At 69.2% G+C, this 25,690-nt stretch carries 25 protein-coding genes; 13 read left to right on the top strand and 12 right to left on the bottom strand.

Going from position 1 to position 25,690, the window contains the following annotated elements:
* Nucleotides 1–44: 44 nt before the first annotated feature.
* Nucleotides 45–1,592, bottom strand: coding sequence for an adenylate/guanylate cyclase domain-containing protein (locus ACY48E_RS09055; RefSeq protein WP_462871803.1), 1,548 nt, complete (start codon nt 1,590–1,592; stop codon nt 45–47).
* Between the two features lie 46 nt (nt 1,593–1,638).
* On the opposite strand from ACY48E_RS09055, the gene nucS reads away from it, so the two are divergent.
* Both nucS and ACY48E_RS09045 read left to right on the top strand, forming a co-directional pair.
* Nucleotides 1,639–2,361, top strand: a complete 723-nt coding sequence (nucS, locus tag ACY48E_RS09050) for an endonuclease NucS (RefSeq protein ID WP_462871825.1) — start codon at nt 1,639–1,641, stop codon at nt 2,359–2,361.
* A 30-nt stretch (nt 2,362–2,391) separates the two neighbouring features.
* Nucleotides 2,392–2,709, top strand: a complete 318-nt coding sequence (locus ACY48E_RS09045; protein ID WP_462871802.1) for an ATP/GTP-binding protein — start codon at nt 2,392–2,394, stop codon at nt 2,707–2,709.
* 24 nt (nt 2,710–2,733) lie between these two features.
* Here ACY48E_RS09045 and ACY48E_RS09040 read toward each other — a convergent pair whose 3' ends face one another.
* Both ACY48E_RS09040 and mce read right to left on the bottom strand, forming a co-directional pair.
* Nucleotides 2,734–3,936 carry a hypothetical protein gene (locus tag ACY48E_RS09040; protein WP_462871801.1) on the bottom strand — a complete coding sequence of 401 codons (1,203 nt, stop codon included), beginning with the start codon at nt 3,934–3,936 and terminating at the stop codon, nt 2,734–2,736.
* A gap of 67 nt (nt 3,937–4,003) precedes the next feature.
* Nucleotides 4,004–4,450: a methylmalonyl-CoA epimerase gene (gene mce, locus ACY48E_RS09035; RefSeq protein WP_462871824.1), complete on the bottom strand. Its 447-nt coding sequence runs from the start codon at nt 4,448–4,450 to the stop codon at nt 4,004–4,006.
* An 88-nt stretch (nt 4,451–4,538) separates the two neighbouring features.
* On the opposite strand from mce, the gene ACY48E_RS09030 reads away from it, so the two are divergent.
* A complete protein-coding gene (locus tag ACY48E_RS09030; RefSeq protein WP_462871800.1) occupies nt 4,539–4,916 on the top strand; it encodes a DUF3817 domain-containing protein in 378 nt (125 codons plus the stop codon).
* Between the two features lie 50 nt (nt 4,917–4,966).
* Nucleotides 4,967–5,845, top strand: coding sequence for a tetratricopeptide repeat protein (locus tag ACY48E_RS09025; protein ID WP_462871823.1), 879 nt, complete (start codon nt 4,967–4,969; stop codon nt 5,843–5,845).
* A 7-nt stretch (nt 5,846–5,852) separates the two neighbouring features.
* Here ACY48E_RS09025 and ACY48E_RS09020 read toward each other — a convergent pair whose 3' ends face one another.
* From ACY48E_RS09020 to ACY48E_RS08980, 9 genes are all read right to left on the bottom strand, one after another.
* Entirely contained in the window at nt 5,853–6,059 is a 207-nt protein-coding gene (locus ACY48E_RS09020) for a hypothetical protein (RefSeq protein WP_462871799.1), read from the bottom strand.
* A 31-nt stretch (nt 6,060–6,090) separates the two neighbouring features.
* Complete coding sequence (locus ACY48E_RS09015; protein ID WP_462871798.1) at nt 6,091–7,548, bottom strand: neutral zinc metallopeptidase; 1,458 nt, start codon at nt 7,546–7,548, stop codon at nt 6,091–6,093.
* 3 nt (nt 7,549–7,551) lie between these two features.
* Nucleotides 7,552–9,762, bottom strand: coding sequence for a 1,4-alpha-glucan branching protein GlgB (gene glgB / locus ACY48E_RS09010; RefSeq protein WP_462871797.1), 2,211 nt, complete (start codon nt 9,760–9,762; stop codon nt 7,552–7,554).
* Nucleotides 9,759–11,765, bottom strand: coding sequence for an alpha-1,4-glucan--maltose-1-phosphate maltosyltransferase (locus ACY48E_RS09005; RefSeq protein ID WP_462871796.1), 2,007 nt, complete (start codon nt 11,763–11,765; stop codon nt 9,759–9,761). Before ACY48E_RS09005 ends, glgB begins: the two co-directional genes overlap by 4 nt.
* Nucleotides 11,766–11,849: 84 nt before the next feature.
* Entirely contained in the window at nt 11,850–13,235 is a 1,386-nt protein-coding gene (locus ACY48E_RS09000; protein ID WP_462871795.1) for an APC family permease, read from the bottom strand.
* Nucleotides 13,232–14,146 carry a proline iminopeptidase-family hydrolase gene (locus tag ACY48E_RS08995; protein WP_462871794.1) on the bottom strand — a complete coding sequence of 305 codons (915 nt, stop codon included), beginning with the start codon at nt 14,144–14,146 and terminating at the stop codon, nt 13,232–13,234. Before ACY48E_RS08995 ends, ACY48E_RS09000 begins: the two co-directional genes overlap by 4 nt.
* A 132-nt stretch (nt 14,147–14,278) precedes the next feature.
* Complete coding sequence (locus ACY48E_RS08990; protein WP_462871793.1) at nt 14,279–16,312, bottom strand: ATP-dependent DNA helicase; 2,034 nt, start codon at nt 16,310–16,312, stop codon at nt 14,279–14,281.
* 14 nt (nt 16,313–16,326) lie between these two features.
* Entirely contained in the window at nt 16,327–16,896 is a 570-nt protein-coding gene (locus ACY48E_RS08985) for an isochorismatase family protein (RefSeq protein ID WP_462871792.1), read from the bottom strand.
* A gap of 27 nt (nt 16,897–16,923) precedes the next feature.
* Entirely contained in the window at nt 16,924–18,318 is a 1,395-nt protein-coding gene (locus tag ACY48E_RS08980) for a nicotinate phosphoribosyltransferase (protein WP_462871791.1), read from the bottom strand.
* Between ACY48E_RS08980 and clpS the strand changes: the two genes are divergently transcribed.
* The 9 genes from clpS to ACY48E_RS08935 all read left to right on the top strand — a co-directional run bounded on the left by clpS (nt 18,317) and on the right by ACY48E_RS08935 (nt 25,681).
* Nucleotides 18,317–18,649 (top strand): ATP-dependent Clp protease adapter ClpS, encoded by a 333-nt coding sequence (clpS, locus tag ACY48E_RS08975; RefSeq protein ID WP_462871790.1) that lies wholly within the window; start codon nt 18,317–18,319, stop codon nt 18,647–18,649. The two genes, ACY48E_RS08980 and clpS, sit on opposite strands and share 2 nt — an antisense overlap.
* Nucleotides 18,650–18,690: 41 nt before the next feature.
* A complete protein-coding gene (gene aosR / locus ACY48E_RS08970) occupies nt 18,691–19,263 on the top strand; it encodes an oxidative stress transcriptional regulator AosR (RefSeq protein WP_462871789.1) in 573 nt (190 codons plus the stop codon).
* Nucleotides 19,260–20,336 carry a P1 family peptidase gene (locus ACY48E_RS08965; RefSeq protein WP_462871788.1) on the top strand — a complete coding sequence of 359 codons (1,077 nt, stop codon included), beginning with the start codon at nt 19,260–19,262 and terminating at the stop codon, nt 20,334–20,336. Before aosR ends, ACY48E_RS08965 begins: the two co-directional genes overlap by 4 nt.
* A 23-nt stretch (nt 20,337–20,359) precedes the next feature.
* On the top strand, nt 20,360–20,989 hold the full coding sequence (locus ACY48E_RS08960) for a rhomboid family intramembrane serine protease (RefSeq protein ID WP_462871787.1): 630 nt from the start codon (nt 20,360–20,362) through the stop codon (nt 20,987–20,989).
* A 50-nt stretch (nt 20,990–21,039) separates the two neighbouring features.
* Nucleotides 21,040–21,798, top strand: coding sequence for a cyclic nucleotide-degrading phosphodiesterase (locus ACY48E_RS08955; protein ID WP_462871786.1), 759 nt, complete (start codon nt 21,040–21,042; stop codon nt 21,796–21,798).
* Nucleotides 21,799–21,821: 23 nt separating this feature from the next.
* Entirely contained in the window at nt 21,822–22,574 is a 753-nt protein-coding gene (gene rph / locus ACY48E_RS08950; RefSeq protein WP_462871785.1) for a ribonuclease PH, read from the top strand.
* Nucleotide 22,575: 1 nt separating this feature from the next.
* Nucleotides 22,576–23,175: an RdgB/HAM1 family non-canonical purine NTP pyrophosphatase gene (gene rdgB, locus ACY48E_RS08945; RefSeq protein ID WP_462871822.1), complete on the top strand. Its 600-nt coding sequence runs from the start codon at nt 22,576–22,578 to the stop codon at nt 23,173–23,175.
* Nucleotides 23,172–23,978, top strand: a complete 807-nt coding sequence (locus ACY48E_RS08940; RefSeq protein ID WP_462871784.1) for a pentapeptide repeat-containing protein — start codon at nt 23,172–23,174, stop codon at nt 23,976–23,978. The genes rdgB and ACY48E_RS08940 overlap by 4 nt, the downstream gene beginning before the upstream one ends.
* Nucleotides 23,979–24,049: 71 nt before the next feature.
* A complete protein-coding gene (locus tag ACY48E_RS08935) occupies nt 24,050–25,681 on the top strand; it encodes a DUF222 domain-containing protein (protein WP_462871783.1) in 1,632 nt (543 codons plus the stop codon).
* Nucleotides 25,682–25,690 lie beyond the last annotated feature (9 nt).

The following is a 25,690-nucleotide window of genomic DNA, read 5'->3' as shown; positions in this document are numbered from 1 at the left end:
ACGCGAAACCCCCGACTTCGGTCGGGGGTTTCGTGCATTCATGCTCAGGGTGATACCGGGACGGCCAGTTGCGTGGGCTCGGAGCGTCCACGCAAGGTCACCGATTCTCCCAGGATCCAGCCCGAACCGTCCCGCGCGCCCTGAACTGTGGGGGCCGATGCGACGAGTGCGCCGGGGAGCGTCTTGGCCAGGTCGGACAGGCGCGCCGCCTCGTTTACCGGATCTCCGATCACCGTGTATTCGAATCGTGCAGCGCCGCCGATGTTGCCGGCCACGGCCAGCCCGGACGCGACGCCGATCGCCGCACTGCATTCGGGTACCTCCACGAGCAACCGATCCCGAATGGTCACGGAGGCAGCGAGGGCTCGCCCCCGCGCGTCGTCGACCTCACCGGGCGCGCCGAAGATGACCAGTGCTGCATCGCCCTCGAACTTGTTGACGAAGCCGTGGTGACGATCGACCTCCTCGACCACCACGTGGAAGAAACGGTTGAGCAGCGCCACGACATGCTTGGGCTCGTGCGAAGCAGCGAGTTCGGTGGACCCCACGAGATCGATGAAGAAGACGGCGATATCGCGCTCCTCGCCGCCCAGTTCGGGGGTCTTGGCCACGGCCGCCTCGGCGACCTCGGTGCCCACGTGCTTGCCGAACAGGTCGCGAATTCGCTCGCGGTCGCGCAGGCCGTCGGCCATCAGGTTGAATCCGCGCTGTAGCTCACCGAGTTCGGTGCCGTCGTACACCTGCACGCGTACGTCCAGGTCACCGCGGGCGATCGAGTCCATGCCGGCGCGCACGTTGTCGATGGGTGCCGTGGTCGCCAGGCTTCCGAGCACGGTGAGCAGGAGGCCGAACAGCAGGGTGATCGAACCCAGGGCCAGGATGGCGACGGCGAGCTGGTTGGCGGAGACGTTCGGACGAATGAAGACGAAGATCGCGATCGTCATCAACCCGACAACCGGTACGCCGCTGCCCAGGCCCCACGACAGAAGCGATCGACCGACCACCCCGCCGACACGGGTGCGGCGGACCGCGCCGGCCTCGAGCGCGCGCGCCGCCGCGGGCCTGAGTGCGAACTCGGTGAGCAGGTAACTGAACGCGCACACCGTGGTGCCACCGAATGCGATCGTGAACGCGACCTTCGGGATTGTCTGCGGATCGATGATGCCGTCGGCCGTGGTGACCAGAATCAGGGCCAACGTCCACAGGATCACCTGCATTCGCGTCAACGTCCACGGCATCTTCAGTGTCGCGCGCTGCTCGGTCACCGTGGGTTCGCGGTCGTCGCTGGCCCACGCGAGGCTGCGTAGCGCGCGTCGAGTGCCGTACGCGGTGCCGAACACCAGCGCCACCACGATGAACACCGGAACGAGGATGAAGTTCACCCACCAGTACTGCTCCGGGGTCACCACGTTCGGCCCCGGTACCACCACGCTGATCAGAGCGGCGACGATGACGATCCCGATGAGGTTGGCGACCAGCAGGGATGTGGTGAGCAGGATCTGAACACGGATCCGGCGCCGGCGTGGCGATTCCTGCGGGTCACCGAGCAGTGAGGATCCCAACGGGGCTACGGTGCGGCGGAAACGAGCCATGGTGAACCCGAGAATAGGTCAACGGCGACTGCTCTAGGGTGACATGGTGCGACTTGTGATTGCCCGATGCCGTGTCGACTACGTCGGTCGTCTCACCGCGCACCTGCCGTTCGCGCGTCGGCTGCTGCTGATCAAGGCCGACGGCTCGGTGAGCATTCACGCCGACGACCGTGCGTACAAGCCGCTGAACTGGATGAGTCCCCCGTGCACGCTGGTCGAGGACGCCGAGCCCCCCGAACCCGGCCCCGATGCACCCGACCCCGACGCCGAGGTGGTCCCCACCGACCGGCGACTGTGGGTGGTGACCAACAAGGCCGGTGAACAGCTGCGCATCACCATCGAGGACGTCGAACTCGACTCACACCATGAACTGGGTGTGGATCCAGGGCTGATCAAGGACGGAGTGGAGGCCCACCTCCAGGAGTTGCTGGCCGAGCACGTCGGCACCCTCGGGCAGGGCTTCACCCTGATTCGCCGGGAGTTCCGCACCGCCATCGGTCCGGTGGACCTGCTCGCACGCGACGACAGCGGCCGCACGGTGGCCGTGGAGATCAAGCGTCGTGGCGACATCGACGGGGTTGAGCAGCTGACGCGGTATCTCGAGCTGCTCAACCGCGATCCGACGTTGGCCCCGGTGTCCGGAATCTTCGCCGCGCAGCAGATCAAGCCGCAGGCTCGAACCCTCGCCGAGGATCGTGGGATCCGCTGCCTGACTCTCGATTACGACGCGCTGCGGGGGATCGACACCTCGGAGTTCCGGCTCTTCTGATCCATGCCGGTCCCCCTACACTGGGTTACCGTGCCCCGCCGGAATCACAATCGTCGCCGCGACGCTGCATCCGGCCGACGGGAAGCCACGTTCGGCGGAGCCACCGCGCGCACCGAGTCGGGCCCGGCAACCGACGCCGACGAAACCTACCTGGTGCGGCCCATCCCTGGAGCCCGTGCGGTCAAGGTGTACCGATGCCCGGGATGCGACCACGAGATAGCCGTCGGTGTGGCGCACGTCGTGGTGTGGCCGCACGAGGGCGCGAGCGGCGCGCAGGAACGCCGTCACTGGCACACCGGCTGTTGGTCGGGCCGCCGATCGCGCGGCCCGACCCGTCGGTGGTCCTGAAGCGGTTGGGCCCGACGCCGATGGTCAGGACGCGGGGGTCGCTGCAGCCGTCGATCCGTCGCCGTTCGCGGGGGCGGCCGTGCTGCGCGGGGAGGTGGGAGCGGCAGTGGCCGCGCCCTTGTCGTCGGCGGCGGGGGTGTTGTCGAGCAGTTCGCTCTCGCGGTTGACCGAGGCCAGCATTGCGGGCACCGAGTCGAGCTGGCCGCGAATACCGAGCAGCTGAGCCAGCACGCGTCCGCGCAGCACCCGCAGTTCCTCGGCCAGTTCCTTGGCGTGGGCGATTCGACGCTCGGACTGCTCGGTGGCGGTCTGCAGGCGCCGCTTCGCCTCGGCGGTGGCATCGGCAAGGGTGCGCTGCGCCTGGGCGTTGGCCTCGTTCACCCGCCGCTCCGACTCGGCCTTGCTCTCGGCGAGACGGCGCTCGGATTCGGTCTTGCTCTCGGTGAGCAGTCGCTCGGACTCCTTCTTGCTCTCGGTGAGCAGTCGCTCGGACTCCTTCTTGCTCTCGCTGAGCAAGCGGTTCGCCTCCGCGGTGCTCTCCGCCAGAAGGCGGTCGGCGTTGGCGGTGCTGGTGGCCAGGCGCTCCGCGGCGGTGGCCTTGCTGGTGCGGTCGAGCTCGTCGAGTTCCTTGGTGACGGTGGCTCGGCGATCAGCGATGGTGATGTCGAAGTCTTCCTGCACCGCCACCCGCTTGGCTTCGGCCTCGGCGTCGAGACGCTCGCGCTCGGCTCGCGCGTCGGCGAGGAGTTTGTCGGCCTCGCTCCTGGCGTCGGCAAGTGTCTTGGCCTGCAGCTTCTGCTGTTCGGTCTGACGCTTCTCGAGTTCGGCGAGCATCGCCGCGTGTTCGTCGCGCAGGCGCTTGGCCTCCTGCTCGGCCACCGACACCATTTCGGCGGCCTCGGCCTGAGCGTTGGAGCGGACCTCCGAGGCCTCGTCCGACGCGAGCCGGAGCATGCGGGAGATGCGGTCGCTCATGCCCTCGGCCGTGGTGGGCGGAACGGAGAGCCGGTCGATATCGCGCCGGAGATCGTCGATCTCGTCGCGAGCGTCCTCGAGCTGGATCGCCAGATCGCGCGCCTGTGCGGCGGCGGCATCACGGTCGGTGGCCGTCACTCGCAGTTCGGCATCGAAACGCTCGAAGTAGCGCTGCACCTCGTCCTTGTCGAACCCCTTGCGGACCACGGTGAAAGGGAGGTTCATCGAGCCTGAGGCGTTGTCGTTCTGCATGGCGGTCAACTTACCGCCCGCACCGCCCTCGTTACCAGTTCAGGCCCCGATTCGGTGCGGGTCCGGCCTAGTGCGTCGACCCGGTGGCGGGCTCGACCAACTCCACCAACACACCGCCGGCATCCTTGGGGTGCAGGAAGTTGATCCGCGATTCGGCGGTCCCGCGCCGGGGAGCGTCGTAGAGCAGTCGTACGCCGCGGGCGCGCAGGAACTCCGACGCCGCGTCGAGATCGGTCACGCGGAAGGCCAACTGCTGCAGACCCGGGCCTGATCGGTCGATGAACTTCGCGATCGTCGACGACTCGTCGAGGGGTGCGAGCAGTTGGATCTGCGCCGACCCCGCCGGCGCGCCGGGCGCCGAGAGCATCGCCTCGCGCACACCCTGGGCCTCGTTGACCTCCTCGTGCGTGCTGACGAATCCGAGCTGCTGGGCGTACCACGCGATCGCGGCGTCCAGATCGGGTACGGCGATGCCCACGTGATCGATCGCGGTGACGAGACCGGCTGAGACCATCTCTGCCGTGGGGGCGGGGTCCGGGGTGGGGTGGGATGTGGCGGTCACCTCGTAACGCTAACCCACCGGCCCGGGGCACACTGGTCTCATGTCCAAGTTCTTCGATCTCAGCACTGTGGCCAGACGTTTTCGCTTCGTCGCCGTCGCCGAGGCCATCACCTGGGTGATCCTGCTCATCGGCATGGCGATCAAGTGGATCCCGGATCCCAACATCGACAGCGCCGTCCGAGTGCCCGGCATGTTGCACGGCGTGGTCTTCGTGGCGTACGTCCTGATCGCCATCGTCACCGCCCGTGCCCTGAAGTGGTCGCTGCCGGTCACCGGCATCGCTCTTCTCGCCAGCATCCCGCCCTTCGGCACGATCATCTTCGAGCGGTGGGTCGCCCGGAAAGGTCTGCTCGCGGAACTGTCGGACGCACCTGCCGCTGGCTCGCCCCGCGCGGCGGATGACAAAATACAGGCGTGACGCGACCCGGATCCCGAACGCCCCGCACCACTGCCGCTACCGCCGCCGCGATGTCGGGGGCCGTCGATCTGTCGGCTCTCAAGGCCAAGGCCGCCGCCAAGGATGCGCCGCCGCCACCGAAGGCCAACAACGGTGCCACCGTGATCGTGGCCGTGACCGAACTGGACTTCGAGCAGAACGTGCTGGCCAAGTCCACCGAGGTTCCGGTGATCGTCAATCTCGCGTCGTCGCGGTCGCCGCAATCGGTGCGCTTGACGGCCACGCTCGAGACGCTGGCCCTCGAGGACGGCGGCAGCTGGATCCTTGCCAACGTCGACGTCGACACCAGTCCGCGGATCGCGCAGGCCTTCGGGGTGCAGGCCGTGCCCACCCTGGTTGCCGTCGCGGCCGGTCAGCCCCTGGCGGACCTGCAGGGCGATCAGCCGAAGGAAGCGCTGAGGCAGTGGCTCGACGCCATCGCCCGCGCCGTCGAGGGCAAGCTCACCGGCCCGACCACACGGGGTCCCGCCGAGGAGCCCGACGACCCTCGTTTCGTCGCGGCGGAAACGGCGCTGGCCGCCGGTGACCTCGAGGCCGCCGAGCGCGCCTTCACCACGATCCTCGACGCCGAGCCGGCCAACCGCGACGCCCTGGGCGGGCTGCGCCAGGTGCGGTTCCTCGAGCGCGTGGTGCGCCTGGCGCCCGACGCTCTCGACCAGGCCGACGCCGACCCCACCGACGTCGAGAAGGGGCTCGCAGCGGCCGACGCCCTGATGTACGCCCAGCGCACCGCGGAGGCGTTCGAACGAATCATCGCGCTGGTGAAGGCCACCGCGGGAGACGAGCGTGCGGCCGCGAGGGCGCGCCTACTCGAGCTGTTCGAGTTGTTCGACGTCGCAGACCCGCTGGTTGTCGCGGCGCGCCGCAAGCTCGCCGCAGCCCTCTTCTGATCCCGGCTCAGTCGTCCTCGTCGTCGAACGACTTCGCTCTCGCCGCGGCGATCTCGAGTGCCCGCTCGGCGGTGGCCCGATCAGGGTAGGGGCCCATTCGGTCGAGGGCGTGTGTGTTCTTGCCCTGTGAGACCTGTTTGGTCGCCACGTCGTAGTACCACTCGGTGTCCGAGCTACCGGTGCTGTCGGAGGCACTGCTGTCGCTGTTGGTCATAGCGCCGAGTGTGCCCGATGCCGCGGCGCTCTCACCCGTAGTTCGCGGTGCAGACCTCCGGCGAACCCAGAACTCCCGCGCGGAAGGCGTCCACTCGGGAGAAACCGCTGGGAACGGTGTTGCCGTTGACATCGCTCGCGGCGAGACCATCGGTGAGCAACCCCGACACCGCCTCGTCCAGATCGCCGGGCGAGAGCAGGATCGTCAGATCCGGCGTCGCTCGCTCGGGCGAGAGCGCTGCGGTGGCCGCGCCCACCAGGCACGCCGAGCGCAACGGTGTCCTGGCGTCGTCCACCGTGCGCCCCTCGTTCTTCTGTACGGCGAGCATGTAGCGCGACATCAGCACCACGTACGCACTGAAATCGCCGGTCACCTCGACCGGCAGCACCTGATCGCTGCGCGGACGCACCGGCTCGCCACGCTGGGTCAGACCGGGCAGGTCCACACCGATGGTGTTGGTGGACGGGCAGTAGGACACCGGGTCGGTGGCCTTGCCGTCCGGGCAGTTCTGATCCGATCCGCCCAGATCGACCGTGGGTTCCGGCGACGTGGGGGCAACGATCTTCAGTGCCGAGACGATCGACTCCACCGAATCCTTGGTCACCGGGGTCTCGCCGGTGTCCTTCGGGTCGTCGAAGCTCGACGGCAGGCTGTCGCGACGGGACTCGATCTCTGCGGCATCGATCCTCCCGCAGGCCCCCGGTCCGTCGGTGAACCCGATCTGCGACGCCGTGACCCGCTCGAAGGCCGACCCGTGCACCGAATCCGGTGCCCCGGGGTCCGAATCGCGAACTGCGACGGTGGCGGCCAGTACCGAGTTCAATCCGTCGGAGGTGTTGAGGGTGAAGTGTCGCGCCTTGCCCTCTGCGACGTGACGCATGAATGCTCCGGCGAAGCAGTCGGCCTGCTGCTCGTCGACGATGCTCGCCTCACTGCTTCCGATCCCGGCCATGTCCTGGACGGCGTGGCCGTATTCGTGCGCGATCACCATCACCACCGACATGGGCCCGAACTCGTCGATCAGCGCGGGGAACAGCTCACCTCGATCCCACCCGATGGACATCTCCTTCGAGCAGAAGGCCGCGTTGACCTCGCCGCTGGAGTCCTCGCCGCAGAACTCGGGGGAGTTGCCGCGCCGATCGCCCGCGTCCCAGGAGATCAGTTTCGTCACCGGTTCGAACCGGCCGGGAAAGTAGCCGCCGTACACCTCCTGCCAGTAGTACTCGACGTCGTCGATCGCGTCGACGGCGAGGATGTCCGCGTCGTTGCCCTCGTAGTTCTCGACATCGCGCGTGGCGTGCGGGCTACCCTCCCGCGGACCCGACGGGCCGGACGTGGCAGGCAGCCCGCCCACGGTGAAGGGGTCCGCGTAGATCGACACGGGGTTGCCGGTGACCGTGCCACCGCAGGCCGTGAGCGCCACGGTCAGCAGGGCCGTCGCCGCCAGCGCCGCGTAGGGCTTTCGATACGTACGCGGGCCCTGCCCCATCGGTCATCTCTCCAATCCGAGCCAAATGGCGCCGTATGCCGGAAGCGCCACCGTCGCCGAGGCCGGACGCGCGTGCCAGGGCTGATCGGTTGCGGTGACGGCGCCGAGGTTGCCCACCCCCGCGCCGCCGTAGACCGTGGCGTCGGTGTTGAGGATCTCCCTCCACCGCCCGACCTCCGGTAGACCCACACGATAGTCGCCGTGTACCGAACCGGAGAAGTTGAACAGGCACGCCACCACGTCGCCGCGGTCGGAGTAACGCAGGAAGGTCAGCACGTTGTTGGCGGTGTCGTTGGCATCGATCCACGAGAAGCCGCTCGGCGAGGCATCCTGTGACCAGAATGCGGCGCGCTCGACGTACGTGCGGTTGAGGTCGCCCACCATCTGAAGCACCCCGCGGTGCAGGGCCGCGACGCCGTCGCCCTCGAGATCACCCCAGTCGAGTCCGCGTTCGTCGGACCACTCGGCGCGCTGACCGAACTCCTGGCCCATGAACAGCAGTTGCTTGCCCGGGTGCGCCCACATGTACGCGAGCATCGCCCGCAGCCCGGCCGCGCGGGCGAAGTCGTCGCCCGGCATGCGGGTCCACAGTGTGCCCTTGCCGTGCACCACCTCGTCGTGACTGATGGGCAGCATGTAGTTCTCGCTCCACGCGTACACCAGGGAGAAGGTCATCTCGTGGTGGTGATACGAGCGGTGGATGGGATCGCGGCCCATGTAGCCGAGCGTGTCGTGCATCCACCCCATGTTCCACTTCATGGAGAACCCGAGGCCGCCGACACTGGTGGGACGGGTGACGCCGGGCCACGCCGTCGACTCCTCGGCGATGGTGACCACCCCGCGGTGGTGTTTGTGGACCGTGGCGTTCATCTCCTGCAGGAACGCCACCGCCTCGAGGTTCTCCCGGCCACCGTGGATGTTGGGCACCCAGCCACCGTCGGGTCGCGAGTAGTCGAGGTAGATCATCGACGCCACCGCATCCACGCGCAGCCCGTCGACGTGGAACTCGTCGAACCAGTAGAGCGCGTTGGCGACCAGGAAGTTGCGCACTTCGGTGCGACCGAAGTCGAACACGTACGTGCCCCAGTCCAGTTGCTCGCCGCGGCGCGGGTCGCCGTGCTCGTAGAGCGGGCCGCCGTCGAATCGGGCGAGCGCCCACTCGTCCTTGGGGAAGTGGGCCGGCACCCAGTCGACGATGACGCCGATGCCGTCACGGTGCATCCGATCGACGAACGCGCGGAAGTCGTCCGGGGTACCGAATCGTGCGGTCGGGGCATAGTAGGAGGTGACCTGGTAGCCCCAGGACCCGCCGAACGGATGCTCGGCGACGGGCAGAAGCTCCACATGGGTGAAGCCGGTGGCCTTGATGTGCGCCGACAGTTGTTCGGCCAGTTCGGAGTACGTCAAACCCGGCCGCCACGAGGCCAGGTGCACCTCGTACACGCTCATCGGCAAGCGGTGCGGCTCTCCCTGTTCCCGACGCGCGATCCAGTCGGAGTCGGACCAGGCGTGGGTGCTCGTGACCACGCGCGAGGCGGTCGACGGTGGCACCTCGGTGCCGAAGGCCATGGGGTCGGCCTTGTCGCGTGTCACCCCGTCCGATCCGTGGACGCGGAACTTGTACAGGGCGCCGGCTCCCACACCGGGAACGAACACCTCCCACACCCCGGTGGACCCGAGCGTGCGCATCGGCCAGGTGCGTCCGGTCCAGCCGTCGAAGTCGCCGAGCACGCTCACGCCGGCCGCACTCGGGGCCCACACCGCGAACGACGTGCCGGTGACCTCGCCGTCGGGTGTGGTGTACGAGCGAACGCGCGCGCCCAGGATCTCCCACAGTCGCTCGTGTCGGCCCTCACCGAACAGGTGCAGGTCGAACTCGCCGAGCGTGGGCAGGAACCGGTACCCGTCGGCCACGGTGACGGTGTGCCCACCGGGGTAGCTCACCCGTAGCCGGTAGTCCATCAGATCGGTGAACGGCACCTCGCCGCTGAAGATGCCGTCGGCGACGTGCGCGAGGGGGTGATCGACCCCGCCGATGACGGCGACCACCGACTCGGCGTCGGGTCGCAGTGCCCGGATCACGGTGCCCGTGGAGCTGGGGTGCGCGCCGAGCACCGAGTGCGGGTCGTGGTGGCGACCGTCGCGTAGCAGTGCCAGGTCGTGGGCGCTCGGGGCGTGGCCCGGCGGCTCGGTCCGGTCGGGGCCGGTGCTCACGCGGTGCCTCCTCGGAACGCGAGTTCGGTGCGGGCCGGCTGGGGGACCGGCGGCAGGATCAGAACGTGCGCCACACTGCGCCACGGCTCGAGCCGCACGTAGTTGGCCTGCCCCCAGTGGAACTGCTGGCCCGAGATCTCGTCGGTGACGGTGATGTGGTCCTGCCAGTGGCGTCCCAGAGCGGGCATGTCGAGGTGGACGGTGCTCTCCTGCGCGCCGTACGGGTCGAGGTTGATCACCGTCAGCACCGCGTCGCCGGTGATCGGATCGAACTTCGAGTACGCGATGATCGACTCGCCGTCGACGCGGTGGAAGTGCAGGTTCCGCAGCTGCTGCAGCGCCGGGTGGGCCCGGCGGACCGTGTTGAGCAGGGTCAGCCAGGATTCGAGCGACTCGCCGCGGGCCAGGGCGCCCTCGAAGTCGCGTGGACGCAGTTGGTACTTCTCCGAGTCGAGGTACTCCTCGCTGCCCTCACGCACGGCCTGGTGCTCGAACAGCTCGAACCCGGAGTACACCCCCCACGTGGGTGAGAGCGTCGCGGCGAGAACGGCGCGGATGGCGAACATTCCCGGACCGCCGTGCTGCAGGCTTGCGTGCAGGATGTCGGGAGTGTTGACGAACAGGTTGGGCCGGGCGGTGTCGGCGCGGGCGGCGATCTCGGCACCGAACTGCTCGATCTCCCACTTCGCGGTACGCCACGTGAAGTAGGTGTAGGACTGCGTGAATCCGCGCCGGGCCAGCCCGTACAACCGCGCGGGACGGGTGAACGCCTCGGCGAGGAAGAGCACGTCCGGGTCGGTCCGCTTGACCTCCGCGATGAGCCACTGCCAGAAATCCGGTGGCTTGGTGTGCGGATTGTCGACGCGGAAGATCCTGACCCCCAACGACACCCAGTACCGGACGACTCGCAGCACCTCGGCGTAGATACCCTTGCGATCGTTGTCGAAGTTGACCGGATAGATGTCCTGGTACTTCTTCGGGGGGTTCTCCGCGTATGCGATGGTGCCGTCGGGTAGCACCGTGAACCATTCAGGGTGTGCACTGGCCCACGGGTGGTCGGGCGCGCACTGCAGCGCCAGATCGAGAGCCACCTCGAGCCCGAGGTCGCGTGCGACGGTGAGTAGTTCGCGGAAGTCGGCCTCGGTACCGAGCTGGGGGTGGATCGCGTCGTGTCCACCCTCGGCGGCGCCGATGGCCCACGGCGAGCCCACGTCGGACTCGGTGGGCGTGAGCGTGTTGTTGCGACCCTTGCGGTTGATCCGACCGATCGGGTGGATCGGCGGGAAGTAGACGACGTCGAACCCCATCCGTGCGACCCGCGGCAGCGCCTGCGCCGTGGTGGCGAACGTGCCGTGACGGGGTGCGCCGTTCTCGTCCCACCCTCCGGTCGAGCGCGGGAACAGCTCGTACCAGGACCCGAAGAGCGCCACGCGGCGATCGACCCAGACGTTGATCGCGTCGCCGCGGGTGACCAGCTCGCGTAGTGGGTGTGTGCGGAGCAGGGCACGCACCTCGTCGGTGAGCGCGGGCGCGACGCGGGCGGCCAGCTGGGCATCGCTGCGCAGCGCGGTGGCGGCGTCGGTCAGCAGTGCGCGCTGGTTCGCGGGTACCCCGCGGGCGGCGCGGGTGAGCAGCAGTGCGCCGACCTCGAGGTCGTTGGCCAGTTCCGCCGGCCCCTGCCCCACGGCCAGCTTCGCGTCGAGACCGTGCATCCACGTGGCGATCGGATCGCCCCAGGCCTCGATGCGGGCGATCCAGAATCCGGGCGAGTCGGGTACGAAGATGGCGTGCACCGTGTCGGCCTCGGTACCGGGCGTCATGGTGATGCGCTGCGGTGTCCGCTGACCCGGCCCCCGAACGGTGAGGGTGGCCGAGACGGCGTCGTGCCCCTCGCGCCACACCCGGGCGAAGATCGGAAATGCTTCTCCGACAACAGCTTTTGCCGGGTACCGCCCGGCCGCGGTGTCGGGCAGTACGTCGTCGATGCCGAGTCGGCCGGTCACCTGAACCCTCATTCCTGCAGACGAGCTGGATCCTCGGACCAACCGTAGCCCCTTCTCCCGGCGCGAGTCCGCAGTACGTGAGGGCTACTCGTGGCGGCGCGAGGAGAACCACCGGTAGTGCGCGAAGACCCCGACGCCCAGTACCAGCCACACCAGGCCGCCCACTTTCGCCGCGGTCGCCGCGTTGATCAGGACGTATCCGATGATCGCGAATCCGACGACCGGGACGACGAGGTGCAGCAGGTAGTTGCGCGAGCGTTGCCGCACGATGAAGTGGACCACCACCGAGATGTGCAGGAGGAGGAATCCGAACAGCGCACCGAAGTTGACCAGCGAGGAGATCAGATCGATCTGTCCGACGAAGAACAGCACCAGTACTGCCGACAGTGAGGACACGGCGATGATCGCGGCGCTCGGAACCTGGCGTGCATCGATCCGGGAGAGGAACGCTGGTAGGCGCCTGTCCCGGCTCATCGAGTAGAGCAGGCGTGAGGTGGCGGCCTGTGCGGCCATGGCGTTCGCGATGCCCACGGCGACGACGTTCATCACCAGGAACGCCTTCGACCACCCCGTCGACGACGCCCTCTCCACCAGGGTGAAGAAGGCATTGCCGACCTCGGAGTCGTCGAACGAGTCCCGACCGGCTGCCAGCATGCACGCGAACCAGGTCTGGAGCACGAACAGGAACGCGACCACCACCAGTGCTCCGATCATCGCCCTACCCGCCGCGCTACGGCCACCGGTGGCTTCCTCGGCCATGGTGGAGATGCCGTCGAACCCGAGGAAGCTCAGCACCGCGATCGACAGGGCGGACGCGATGAGCGGCCCGGTCACCGAACCGGAGTCCCAGAACGGTGTCGCGGTGTACTCCGCGCCGGGGATGGTGCCGTTGTTGAGCGCGCGCACGGCAATGATGACGAACGCGACGATGAACACGACCTCGGCGGCGAGGAACACCCGGTTCACCAGTGCGAGGGAGCTGACCCCGAGCAGGTTCACCACGGTGTTGACCGCGACGAAGATCAACGCCCACATCCACCGCGCGGTGCCGGGGAACAGCCCGATCATCGACTCCGCGGCGAAGACGTAGAGCAGGGTGGGAACGAGCAGATAGTCGAGCAGGATGGCCCAGCCCGCGAAGAACCCGGCGATCGGATGGACGCCGCGACCGACATAGGTGAACACCGATCCGGCGAGCGGGAACGACCGCGCCATCTGCGCGTAGGCGACGGCCGTGAAGATCATCGCCACGAGGCCGACCAGGTACACCAGCGGGACCATGCCCGCGGACGCGTTGTAGACGGTGCCGAAGATCGCCCACGGGGCGATGGGGACCATGAAGATCAACCCGTACACGAGCAGGTCGACGGTGGAGACCGACCGCTTCAACTCCTGCGTGTAGCCGTACGACTCGAGCTGTTGCTGCGGGGAGAGGTCGGAGTCGGCGGTGCCCGCACGCGGCGCCGTCACGAGCGTTCTCCGTCGTCGTGTTCGGCGAGGAAGTCCGCGACGACGGCGCGAAACTCGGTGGGGAGCTCGAGGTGGGTGCAGTGGCTCGCTCCGGCGAAGACGTGCGCGCGCACGTCGGGAATCCGCTCGACGTACGGCGCCCAGGTGGCCGGGGTCGCTTCGTCGAACTCCGCGGCGATCACGAGGGTCGGGGCGACGATGTTCGGGAGCCGGTCGACGATCGTCCAGTCCCCGAGGGAGCCGACCACGTGGAACTCGTTGGGGCCGTTCATGGTGTGGTAGACGGTGGGGTCGATCTCGAGCTGGGCCAACGTGTCCTGGAAGTCCTGTGGTGTCGGGCTCGTGCGGCAGACGTGCCGGAGGTAGAACTCGTCGGTTGCCGCAATGTAGTCGGGGTGATCGAGCGTGTCGTCGGCCTCGTGTTCGTCGAGCGCGCGCCGGTGGTGCTCGGGCAGTTGCGCCCGCAGTTCGGCGGCGCCGGCCGACCAGAGCTCCATCGACGCCGGCGAGTTGCATATCGACAGCGACCGCAGGCCGTCGGGTGCGCCCACAGCGATCTCGGCCCCGAGCATCCCGCCCCACGACTGGCCGAGCAGGTGGTACCGATCGAGGTCGAGATGCCTGGCGAGGGAGAAGAACTCGTCGATGAAGAACTGGGGTGTCCAGGTCGACGGGGGAGCGTCCGGGCGATGGGTGCTGCGTCCGCACCCGAACTGGTCGTAGTGCACGACCAGGCGTCCGGTCTCGTCCGCCAACTCGGCGATGTTGCGGACGTAGTCGTGAGCCATGCCGGGTCCGCCGTGAAGGACCACGAGCGGTACGGCTCCGATTGTCGGCGAGTCGGGTCGGGTGAGTCGGTACCAGGTGTGGCCGTCGACGTACGGCGCCTGCCCCTCGGTGATAGTTGCCATAGGTAAACTGTCGACCAGCACAGGTGTGAACACAAGAGCTTCGCGTCGTGCCGTAACGCAGTTTTCACCCACCTCGGCCGGACGTGGTGCTGCCGCTGCACACTCGTGCGGCGTCGGCCCGCCGCAGCATGCTCAGGACGTCAGTCGGGTCAGGGCGGCCCGGACCACCGCCGGGTCGCCGGTCTCCCAGAACGGGGGCAGCGACGCGCGCAGGTAACTGCCGTACCGCGCCGTCGCCAGTCGCGAATCGAGGACGGCCACCACACCGCGGTCGTCGACACTGCGGATCAGCCGACCCACCCCCTGCGCCAGCAGCAACGCGGCATGGTTGGCCGCGATGGCCATGAATCCGTTGCCACCGCGCGAGGCGACGGCCCGCTGGCGGGCCACCAGCAGCGGATCGTCCGGGCGTGGGAACGGGATCCGGTCGAGGATCACCAGCGTCAGCGAGCGGCCCGGAACGTCGACGCCCTGCCACAGGGACAGCGTGCCGAACAGGCTGGTGGCCTCGTCGTCGGCGAAGCGTTGCACCAGCGCGCCGGTCTGATCGTCGCCCTGGCACAGGATCGGCAGATCCAGCCGCTCCCGCATCTGCGCGGCCGCGTCCTTCGCGGCGCGCATCGAGGAGAACAGCCCCAGGGTGCGGCCACCGGCAGCTCGCACCAGGGCCTCGATCTCGTCGAGGTACGCCGGCGAGAGCCCGTCGCGGCCGGGAGCCGGCAGATGCTCGGCGATGTAGAGGATGCCCGCCTTCGGGTAGTCGAACGGCGAGCCCACGTCGAGGCCGTTCCAGCGCACCGTCGTCTCGTCCGACGGCGCCTCGAGGCCGGTCGCGAGGGCCGTGTCCACCGTGGCCGAGCTGCGCGCCGGCAGCCCCCACGTCACGGCCAACCCGTCGAAGGACCCACCCACTGTCAAGGTGGCCGAGGTGAGGATCACCGTGGCCTCGGCGAACAGTCGGGTGCGCAACAATCCGCCCACCGACAGCGGCGCCACCCGGACCACCTGCCGAGCCACCTCGCGGAACTCCTCGCGCGCGTGCCAGACGACGTCGCGGCGCGCGGCCGGGTCCGACTCGGCGAAGGTCTCGAGGATCCGCACCGCGGTGTCGTGGACGTCGTCGACGGCGGCCAACGCCGCCGTGCGCGCAGCGGCGGCGTCGGGATCGGCCGCGGAGTTCTGGCTCGGACCGATCGCCGTGCGCACCCCCCACGCCGCGTCACGAACGGCGGCGAGTGCATGTGCGGCGCCGTCGGGTAACTCCTCCCACCGGCGCGGTGCGGACTCCTCCAGCAACGCCGCCCACCCTTCGCCGGCGGCGGCGAGGCGGTCGGAGATCTCGTCGTCCACCAGCGATCCGGCGCGCCGCAGCGCAGTCGAGATCGAGGCCGACGACAACTCCGCCGTGGCCGCGGCGGTCACGCGGTCCACCAGTTCGTGGGCCTCGTCGATGATGGCGACGTCGTGCTCGGGGAGCACGGAGATCCCGGTGATCGCATCGATGGCGAGCATCGCGTGATTGGTCACCACCACGTCGGCGCGACCGGACTCCACCCGGGCCCTCTCGGCAAAGCAGTCGTCGCCGTAGGTGCAGCGCGCCTTGCCGATGCACTCACGCGAGGTCACGCTCATCTGCCGCCACGCCTGATCGCCTACCCCCGGCTCGAGCTCGTCTCGATCGCCGGTCTCGGTGTCCGACGACCATGCCGTGATCCGCGCGACCTCGCGTCCGAGACGGGAGAGGGCGAACGCGTCGAACATCGCCTCGCCGTCCGGCTGATCGGCCGGCGCCCCGTGCAGCTTGTTCAGGCACAGATAGTTCCCGCGCCCCTTGAGTATCGCGAAGCGCGGCTCACGGCCCAGTGGCGCTGCCAGGGCCTTCGCCAGACGGGGCAGATCGCGGTCGATCAACTGGCGCTGCAGGGCGATCGTGGCGGTGGAGACCACCACGGTGCGGCCGGTTTCGACAGCGTGTCGCAGTGCGGGCACCAGGTATGCCAGCGACTTCCCAGTTCCGGTGCCCGCCTGCACCGCCAGGTGCTCGCCGGTGTCGATGCTGTGCGCGACCGCCGACGCCATGGTCAACTGCGCACCGCGCTCGGTACCCCCGAGCGCGCTCACCGCGGTGGCCAACAGTGTCGGTACGGGGGGGATCGCGGACGGCACCGTGGAAGATTACGTCAGCGCGGCGGCGTGCCCGCGTCGACGGCGACGCCGGCAGCACGCAGCTCGCTCACCACCGTGTCGGTGTTCGCCGGTGTCACGGCGGCGCAGTGATCGAGCAGCACGGTCGTGGCGAAACCCGCTGCGACGGAGTCCAGTGCAGTGGCGCGCACGCAGTAGTCGGTGGCGATACCCACCAGGTGGACGGCCGTGACGCCGTGGCCGCGCAGATGGTCGGCCAGTCTCGTGCCCCCGTCCGTCTTGCCTTCGAAGCCGGAGTAGGCGGCGCTGTACTCACCCTTGGAGAACACCGCGGCAATGGCGGAGGTGTCGAGGTTCGGGTGAAAGCGCGCGCCCGCCGTGCCGACCACGCAGTGCGGTGGCCACGAGTCGACGTAGTCGGGCGTGTCGGAGAAGTGCGTCCCCGGGTCGATGTGGTGATCGCGCGTGGCAACCACGACGGAGTAGTGATCCGAACCGATCAGCGCAGTGATCCCGGTGGCGACGGCGGCGCCGCCCGCGACCGCGAGGGAGCCGCCCTCGCAGAAGTCGTTCTGCACGTCCACCACGATCAGCGCCAGGGTCATGTCGGTCAGGTTCTCACGCGGCGCCGGTCATGTCAGCACCGTCGGAACTGCCGGCTCGCCGCGGGAGAGGGCCAGCCCCTCCCAGGGCAGCGAGCTCAGCCCGGCCGCCACGACCTCACGGGCCGCAGCGGGATCGTCCCCGCCGCCGGGGATCACCTGCCCGGCCCGAACCAGCGGCACCATCAACTCTCGCACCAGGGCATCAGCTCTCGTGGGCGCTCCGGCGTCGGCGGGCCGCACCACCTCCTCGACGATGGTGCCCGAGGCGCGGGCCACCCGCCACGCCCGCTTGCCTCCACCCCGAGTGGCCTTGTCGGCACTGCGCTTGGCGACGGGCACACCGTCGACCTCCACCAGCTTGTACACCATGCCAGCCGTGGGAGCGCCTGATCCGGTGACCACCGAGGTACCCACCCCGTAGGTGTCCACCGGCTCGGCGCGCAGCGCGGCGATGGCGTACTCGTCGAGGTCCCCCGAGACCACCACCCTGGTGGCCACCGCGCCGAGGGAGTCGAGCTGCGCACGCACCTGCCGGGCGAGCACCCCGAGGTCACCGGAGTCGATGCGCACCCCGCCGAGTTGCGGGCCCGCGACGGCGATGGCCGTCGCGACACCCGCGGTGATGTCGTAGGTGTCCACCAACAGCGTCGTGCCCACGCCGAGCGCGTCGATCTGACTACGGAAGGCCCCGGCCTCGTCGGGTCCGTCGGGTCCGCTGTGCACGAGCGTGAACGCGTGCGCGGACGTCCCCGCTGTGGGAATGCCGTGTCGCCGGCCGGCCTCGAGGTTCGACGTCGCGGTGAATCCGGCGATCCACGCCGCCCGCGAGGCGGCGACGGCAGCCTCCTCGTGGGTGCGCCGCGAGCCCATCTCGATGATGGTGCGACCGGATGCGGCGGACACCATCCGCGCTGCTGCCGACGCGACGGCGCTGTCGTGGTTGAGGATCGAGAGCACCAGGGTCTCGATCAGGACGGCGTCGGCGAAGGTGCCCCGTACCGCGAGAATCGGTGAGTTCGGGAAGTACAGCTCGCCCTCCCGGTACCCGTCGATGTCACCGCGGAAGCGGTATCGGCGTAGGAACTCGACCGTGGCGGGATCGGAGAACTCGGCCACCGTGGACAGCTCGTCGTCGCCGAACCGGAAGTCGGCCAGCGCCGTCAGCACCCGACCGGTTCCCGCGACGATGCCGTAGCGCCGACCCGGCGGAAGCGAGCGCGCGAAGACCTCGAACGTGCACTCCCGTTCGGCGGTACCGTCACCGAGCGCCGCCGCCAGCATGGTCAGTTCGTACTTGTCGGTCAGCAGGGCCGTCGACGTCACGACCGGACTGTACCCACCGTCGGCGACGGGCAATCCGGGCCCGGGTGGTGCGGGAAGCACCTGGCCGGAGCCCGCCGGTCCGTCGTACCCTGACCCCATGTCGCCCACCGCCCGGTGTCACGCTCCCGTGGCCTCGGTCCCTGCCGTCGAGCCTGCCCGAGCCCCTGTCGCCGTCGCTCGGGAGGACACAGCCCACGACGCACCGTGGGTGACGATCGTGTGGGACGACCCGGTCAACCTGATGCACTATGTGACCTACGTGTTCCAGAAGCTCTTCGGCTACAGCAAGGCCAAGGCGACCGAGCTGATGATGCAGGTGCACAACGAGGGGAAGGCCGTCGTGTCGAGCGGCCCGCGGGAGAAGATGGAACACGACGTCGCGCGCCTGCACGAAGCGGGACTGTGGGCGACGATGCAGCACGACGGCTGATCTTCGCGGCCGCACACCGCGCGAGTCATTAGAGTCGAGGTGTGCGCGCGTGGCAGAGGAAGAGTTCCCTCGGAGGAGTCAAGATCCGATCCGAGGTCGACGCGCGTGAGGCGGCGGTGCTGCGTTCGCTCGTGGAGTCCGTGAGCGCCCTGCTGGCCCAGCGGGCCGCGGACGCGCCGGTCGACGACCTCGCCGAGTTGACCGGTATCCGCTCCGGCCACACCACCGCACCCGACGACTCGACACTGGCGCGCCTGCTGCCGGACTTCCATGCCCCGGATGCACCGGTCCTCGGCAAGGAGGGAACCGCCGATCTCAACGGCGCGCTCCGCAGCCTGCACGAGCCGGGAATCATCGACGCCAAGCGGACGGCGGCGAAGGTACTGCTCGACACGCTCCCCGATACGGGTGGTCGGATCGTGCTCACCCGCGAACAGGCCGATGCGTGGCTGACCGCGCTCAACGATGTGCGTCTGGCACTGGGCTCGACCCTCGAGATCGACTCCGACACACCGGAGAGCTACCCGCCCGACGATCCGCGCGCACCGCACCTCGACGTCTACCACTGGCTGACCTGGATGCAGGACTCGCTCGTTCAGGCACTGATGCCATGACCGATCCGGACGTCACCGCCGCGGGCACCACCGGCTCCCTCACCGACGTGGCCGGGATCCTGGTCGGCCATCACACGGCGCTCGACGAGCAGGTTCGACTGGCCGACGCCGACGGCCCCGGTGTCGGTGCGGCCACCGGCGTCACCGTGGTGATCCTGCCGACGGGAACCATCGCCGCGGTCGATGTGCGCGGCGGTGGCCCCGGCACACGTGAGACCGACCTGCTCGACCCGTCGCATTCGGTGCAGCAGATCGACGCCGTGGTGCTCACCGGTGGCAGCGCCTACGGCCTGGCCGCCGCGGACGGGGTGATGACGTGGCTCGAGGAGAACGGCCGCGGAATCGCGATGGGTTCCCCTGCGCACGTGGTGCCGATCGTGCCCGCCGCTGTGATCTTCGATCTGCCCGTCGGGGACTGGTCGGTGCGCCCGACGGCGGAGTTCGGTTACCGCGCGGCGGCCGACGCGTCGCCGCAGTTCGAACTCGGGTCGGTGGGCGCCGGGACAGGCGCGCGCGCCGGAGTGCTCAAGGGCGGCGTCGGCACGGCCTCGGCGACCCTGCCGGACGGGATCGCTGCCGGGGTGACGGTGGCCGCGCTGGTCGTGGCGAACCCGGTGGGGTCGGTGTTCGATCCGGACACCGGGTTGCTGTGGGCGTCGACTCACGGTCTCGGCGTGCCCGATCCCGCCGAGGTGCGCGGCGCGCGTGTTCTCGCGGACAAGGCGACCGCGCTCAACACCACACTGGCCGTCGTCGCCACCGACGCACCGCTGTCGGCCGCCGGGTGTCGTCGTCTGGCGGTGGCGGCACACGACGGCCTGGCGCGTGCTGTTCGGCCGGTGCATTCCCCGCTCGACGGCGACACCATCTTTGCCGTCGCCACCGGGCGCACCGCGGTTCCCGCGGACCCGCTCGTCCCACCGCAGATGGCGTCGGACCTGCGTCTGCTCGATGCGCTGTGCCGCGCTGTCGCACCGGTGGTCGAGCAGGCCATCGTCTCGGCCGTGCTGTCGGCGACCTCGGTGGCCCGCATCCCGACCTACCGCCAGCAGTTCCCGTCCGCATTTCACTGATCCCCGCACCGAGAGGCCACGACATGACCTACGGACCCGGCGCCCCCGCCCCTGCTCCCGACCGGAGATCGACGCCGGTGCTCGCCGCGCTGGTGCTCGCCGTCGGCTTCGTCCTCGCGCTCTACCTGATCGAGGCCGTCGACATGGCGGTGGGCAATCGCCTCGACGCGGAGGGCATTCGCCCGCGCGAGACGTCCGGGTTGGTCGGTGTTGCTCTCGCCCCGTTGCTCCACCACGGCTGGGATCACCTGAACTCCAACGCCGGGCCACTGCTGGTACTCGGGTTCACGGTGCTGATCTCGGGCATCGGACGGGGACTGGCGGCGACAGCCGTCATCTGGGTGATCGGCGGGCTCGGCACCTGGTTGATCGCAGGGTCGAACACCGTTCACCTCGGCGCATCCGGTGTGGTGTTCGGCTGGATCACCTACCTCCTGCTGCGCGGATTCTTCAATCGCAGCGGCGTTCAGATCCTGATCGGGGTCGTGGTGCTGCTGGTCTACGGGGGGCTGCTGTGGGGAGTGCTGCCCTCGTCGCCCGACATCTCGTGGCAGGGTCATCTGTCCGGCGCGGTCGGCGGCGTGATCGCCGCGTGGATCACCGCGCGTCGACGGCAGCCGCAACCGACACCGGGTCGGTTCTCGACGTCCTGAACCGGCCGTGTTCACCTCGCGCGAGGTCCGGGCGTGGCACGATGACCGGTATGCGCTTGACCGTCCTGGGCTGCTCGGGCAGCGTCGTCGGCCCCGACTCGCCGGCCTCGGGATACCTGCTCGATGCGCCGGGGACGACACCGCTGGTGCTCGATTTCGGCCCCGGCGTGCTGGGCGCTCTGCAGAGGTATGTCAACCCCGGTGACGTGTCGATTCTGCTCTCGCACCTGCACGCCGATCACTGCCTCGACGTGCCCGGCCTGTTGGTGTGGCGTCGCTACCACCCCAATCCACCCACCGGTCGCGCCACCGTCTACGCCCCCACGGATGCGGCGTTCCGTCTGGGTGTGGCCTCCGCCGAGGCGGGCGGCTCCATCGACGACATGTCCGACACGATCGATCTGCGCAAACTGACCGACGCCGGTGTGATCGCGCACGGCGCGCTCTCGATCACCACGCGGCGGGTCTTCCACCCGCCGGAGTCCTACGGCGTGCGTGTGGTCGGCGACACCGGTCGCGTCCTCGCGTACAGCGGTGACACCGGTATGTGCGAGGCCGTCGTCGAACTCGCCCGCGGCGCCGACGTCCTTCTCGCCGAGGCGTCGTGGACGGATTCGCCGGATCGTCCGGTGGGTGTTCATCTGTCCGGAAGCGAGGCCGGGCGCCTGGCCACCCTCGCCGGGGTCGGGGAGCTGCTGCTCACCCACATCCCGCCCTGGACCTCGCGCGAGGACGTGATCGCCGAGGCGAAGGCGGAGTACGACGGACCCGTTTCCGCGGTCTCACCGGGGGATGTCCACGAGATCTGACCGCCCTCGAATAGGGTGATCGGGTGTCCACACGAGAAGACGGCAGGGCGGACGACGAGCTCCGCGCCATCACCATCACCCGCGGTTTCACCTCGCATCCGGCCGGGTCGGTCCTGGTCGAGTTCGGGCAGACGCGTGTGATGTGCACCGCCAGCGTCGAGGAGGGTGTTCCGCGCTGGCGCAAGGGATCGGGCCTGGGCTGGCTGACCGCCGAGTACGCGATGCTGCCGGCCGCGACGCACACCCGAAACGGGCGAGAGTCGGTGCGCGGCAAGGTCAGCGGCCGCACCTCCGAGATCAGTCGGCTCGTGGGGCGGTCGCTGCGCGCGTGCATCGATCTCGCGGCGATCGGGGAGAACACCATCGCTCTGGACTGTGACGTGCTGCAGGCCGACGGCGGCACCCGCACCGCGGCCATCACCGGTGCGTACGTGGCGCTGTGCGATGCGGTGACCTACCTGCGCGCGCACGAGAAGTTGGCCGACCCACAGCCGATCTCGTGTGCGATCGCGGCGGTGAGCGTCGGCGTCGTGGACGGTCGGGTGCGGCTGGACCTGCCCTACGAGGAGGATTCGCGCGCCGAGGTGGACATGAACATCGTGGCCACCGACACCGGCACGCTGGTGGAGGTGCAGGGTACGGGGGAGGGCGCGACGTTCGCGCGGTCCACGCTCGACACCATGTTGGATTCGGCGCTGGCAGGGTGCGAGCAGATCTTCCGGATCCAGAAGGACGCCCTGGCACTGCCCTATCCCGGCGAGCTGCCCGGTGCCTGACCTGCTGGTCGCGTCGCGGAACCCGAAGAAGCTGCGGGAGCTGGGGCGCGTACTGGCCGCCGCTGGACTCGAGGGGGTGCAGCTGGTGGGGCTCGATCAGGTGCCGGAGTTCCCCGAGGCGCCGGAGACGGGCGAGACGTTCGAGGAGAACGCCCTGGCCAAGGCGCGCGACGGTGCTGCGGCCACCGGAATGGCCTGCGTGGCAGATGATTCCGGTATCGAGATCGATGCCCTGCGGGGGATGCCGGGTGTGTTGTCGGCGCGGTGGGCCGGTCGTCACGGTGACGACGCCGCCAACACCGCACTGGTTCTGGGCCAGCTGACCGATGTGCCCGACGAGCGCCGCGGCGCCGCGTTCGTCTCGGCCTGCGCGCTGGTGATTCCCGGTGCGGGCGAACACGTCGTGCGGGGGACCTGGCGCGGCACGATTGCCCGGACGCCGCGTGGGAGTGGCGGTTTCGGCTACGACCCGATCTTCGTGCCGGCGGGCGAGGATCGCTCGGCTGCAGAACTGACGCCCGAGGAGAAGGACGCGGCCTCGCACCGCGGACACGCTCTCCGACTGCTGCTGCCGGCGCTCGCGACTCTGGCGGCTCGGTGACCGAGCTTGTTGCCGAATGTGCCTACTGCTTCGGATTGTGCTGTGTCGCACTGGCTTTCTCTAAGTCGGCACATTTCCCGTCGAACAAGGCGGCCGGGGATCCGTGCGATCATCTCGCCGGCGACGACGCCTGCCGCATCCATCGCGAGCTGACCCCGCGTGGCCTGACCGGATGCACGGCCTTCGACTGCATGGGTGCGGGGCAGAAGGTCTCGCGCGGCACGTTCGGTGGTCGGTCGTGGCGAGAGAGCGACTCGCTCGCTCGGGAGATGTTCGCCGTTTTCCCCGTCGTCCGTCGACTGTACGAGCTGCTCTGGTACCTCGAGGAGGCCGACGAGCGCGTGGGCGGGGACGATGTGGCGGTGGCGGTGGCGGTGGCGCGGTCTCGGGTGCGGGCACTCGTCGACGGGAGTGCGGACACGCTCGCGGCGCTCGATGTGGACGCCGAGTTCGACCGCGTGCGCCCGCTGCTGATCGACGTGAGCGAGAGGGTGCGGGCGGGGGTCGTCTCCAGCTCCGGCGCCGGATCCGGCCTTGGGCCGGGTCGAGATCTGGCCGGTGCCCGGCTTGCGGGAGAGGATCTGCGGGGTACGTGCCTGCGAGGGTCCCTCGCGGTCGGTGCGGACTTCTCGGGAGCTCTGCTCGATCGGTGCGACCTTCTCGGTGTGGATCTGCGCGGGGCGAACCTGAGCGGCGCCGATCTCTCCGGCGCGCTGTTCGTCACCCGAATGCAGATCGCGGGGGCTCGGGGCGACGAGCGGACGCTGCTGCCGTCGCGGATCGAGCGCCCGTCGCACTGGTAGGGAGAACCGGTAGCGAGCGCTGATCGCGCTGGTCGGTGTTCGTGTCGGTGGGATGATCTATATTCGAACGTATGAGCGAAACGGTGAATGTAGGGGGCGGGAAGCCGCGTCGGCGACGCCGTGCGCCCGTCACCTGGCCGGGGTCGCACTGGCCGCAGAAGTCGGCCGAGGAACTCGGTGTTGCACCGGAGTCGGCGGAACCTGCGGACGTGTTGATGGCCTTGCGCAGCGCGACCGCAGGGCAGTCCTTCCTCGAGTGGGTGCGGTTGGGTCTGATGGTCGATCTGTTCGAGCAGATGCGTCGAGCGGAGGACGCCGACGACCTCGCTCGATTCGATGTGCACACGCGGTGCGCTGCGGCCATCGCCACCACGCACAATCTCACGCAGAACTCGGCCGAGCGACTGCTCGACATGGCGGTGGCCATCGACACGCGGTTGCCGCAGGTCGGGTTGTGTCTGCGCGATGGTCTGATCTCCGCTCGCGAGTTGCGCGTGATCATCGAGCGCACAGAACTGATCACCGATCTCGATCACCAGCGCGAGGTCGACGGCGAGATGGAACTGCTGCTGAGACGACCGGGATCGTGGTCCATTCCACGCCTGCGTGACGCCGTCGATGCGATTGTCGCTCGCACCGATGGTGACGCCGTGCGCCGGCGCCGGAAGAAGGCGCGCGAGGATCGCACGTTCCTTCTCGATCCGAGGGCGGACGGAATGGCCGAGGTGTCCGCCACGATGGTGGCCGAGGACGCGATCACCGTGTCGGGCTGTGTGGAGGACCTTGCCCGTCGCGTGTGTGCCCGTGATGGTCGCGCGCTGGCGGCACGGCGGTCCGATGCGTTGTTCTGCCTGACCACCGGAGCGACATGGCGGTGCCGGTGCGAGGCCGCTGCCACCGGCATCGGCGTATGCGATGCCCCTGCTCCTCCGTCACCGGGCAGTAGCGGGGCTGCCACCGTGGTGATGCATGTGCTCTGTGATCTCGACGCGGTGGTCGGTGACGGCGAGAACCCCGGTCATCTCGACGGTTACGGCACGATCAGTGCCGATCAGGTGCGTGAGCTTGCTCGTCGCGCCGATTCCGAGGCCCTGCGCGTGCTGATTCGTCCGCTGGGCGGTTGCGACGGTCCGCTTCCTGCTGCCGGCGCCGATCGGTACCGACCGTCGACTGCTCTGGACACCCTCGTACGGCTACGCGATCTCTACTGCACGGTGCCCGGGTGTGCGCGCCGGGCGTGGTCGGGCGACCTCGATCATGTGGACGAGTTCGACCACGACCATCCGGAGGCGGGCGGTGTCACCTCGCCGGAGGGGTTGGCCGTCAAGTGCCGGTTCCACCACAACTGGAAGACGTTCACCGATGTGCTCGACGATCAGTACATCGGGCCGAACGGCCGGGTGGTGCGCAGCGTGGTGGTGGCCGGTGTGCAGGTGCAGGGTCCGACCTTCACCGGCGAAGATCTGGCAGCCGGTTTGGCCGATGTGATGTTCGAGGTCCCCGACAGGTGTACTTCACCGCCCGGTGCTCGAGCTGCACCCACGCGGCGCCGATCGCGAGTGGCCGCCAAGCACGCTCGACGGCGCGCCGAGCGTGAGGTGAACCGGCGGGAACGGGCCGAGCGGGAACGCGCCCAGCGGGAACGGGCCGAGCGAGAATGGGCCGAGCAGGAGCAGCGCCGTACTGATCCGCCGCCGTTCTGATCTGCCGGC

This window comes from Rhodococcus sp. AZ1, from assembly GCF_054979605.1.
The sequence above is the reverse complement of the archived record's forward strand: the minus strand, read 5'-3'. Positions and strand labels throughout refer to the sequence as shown.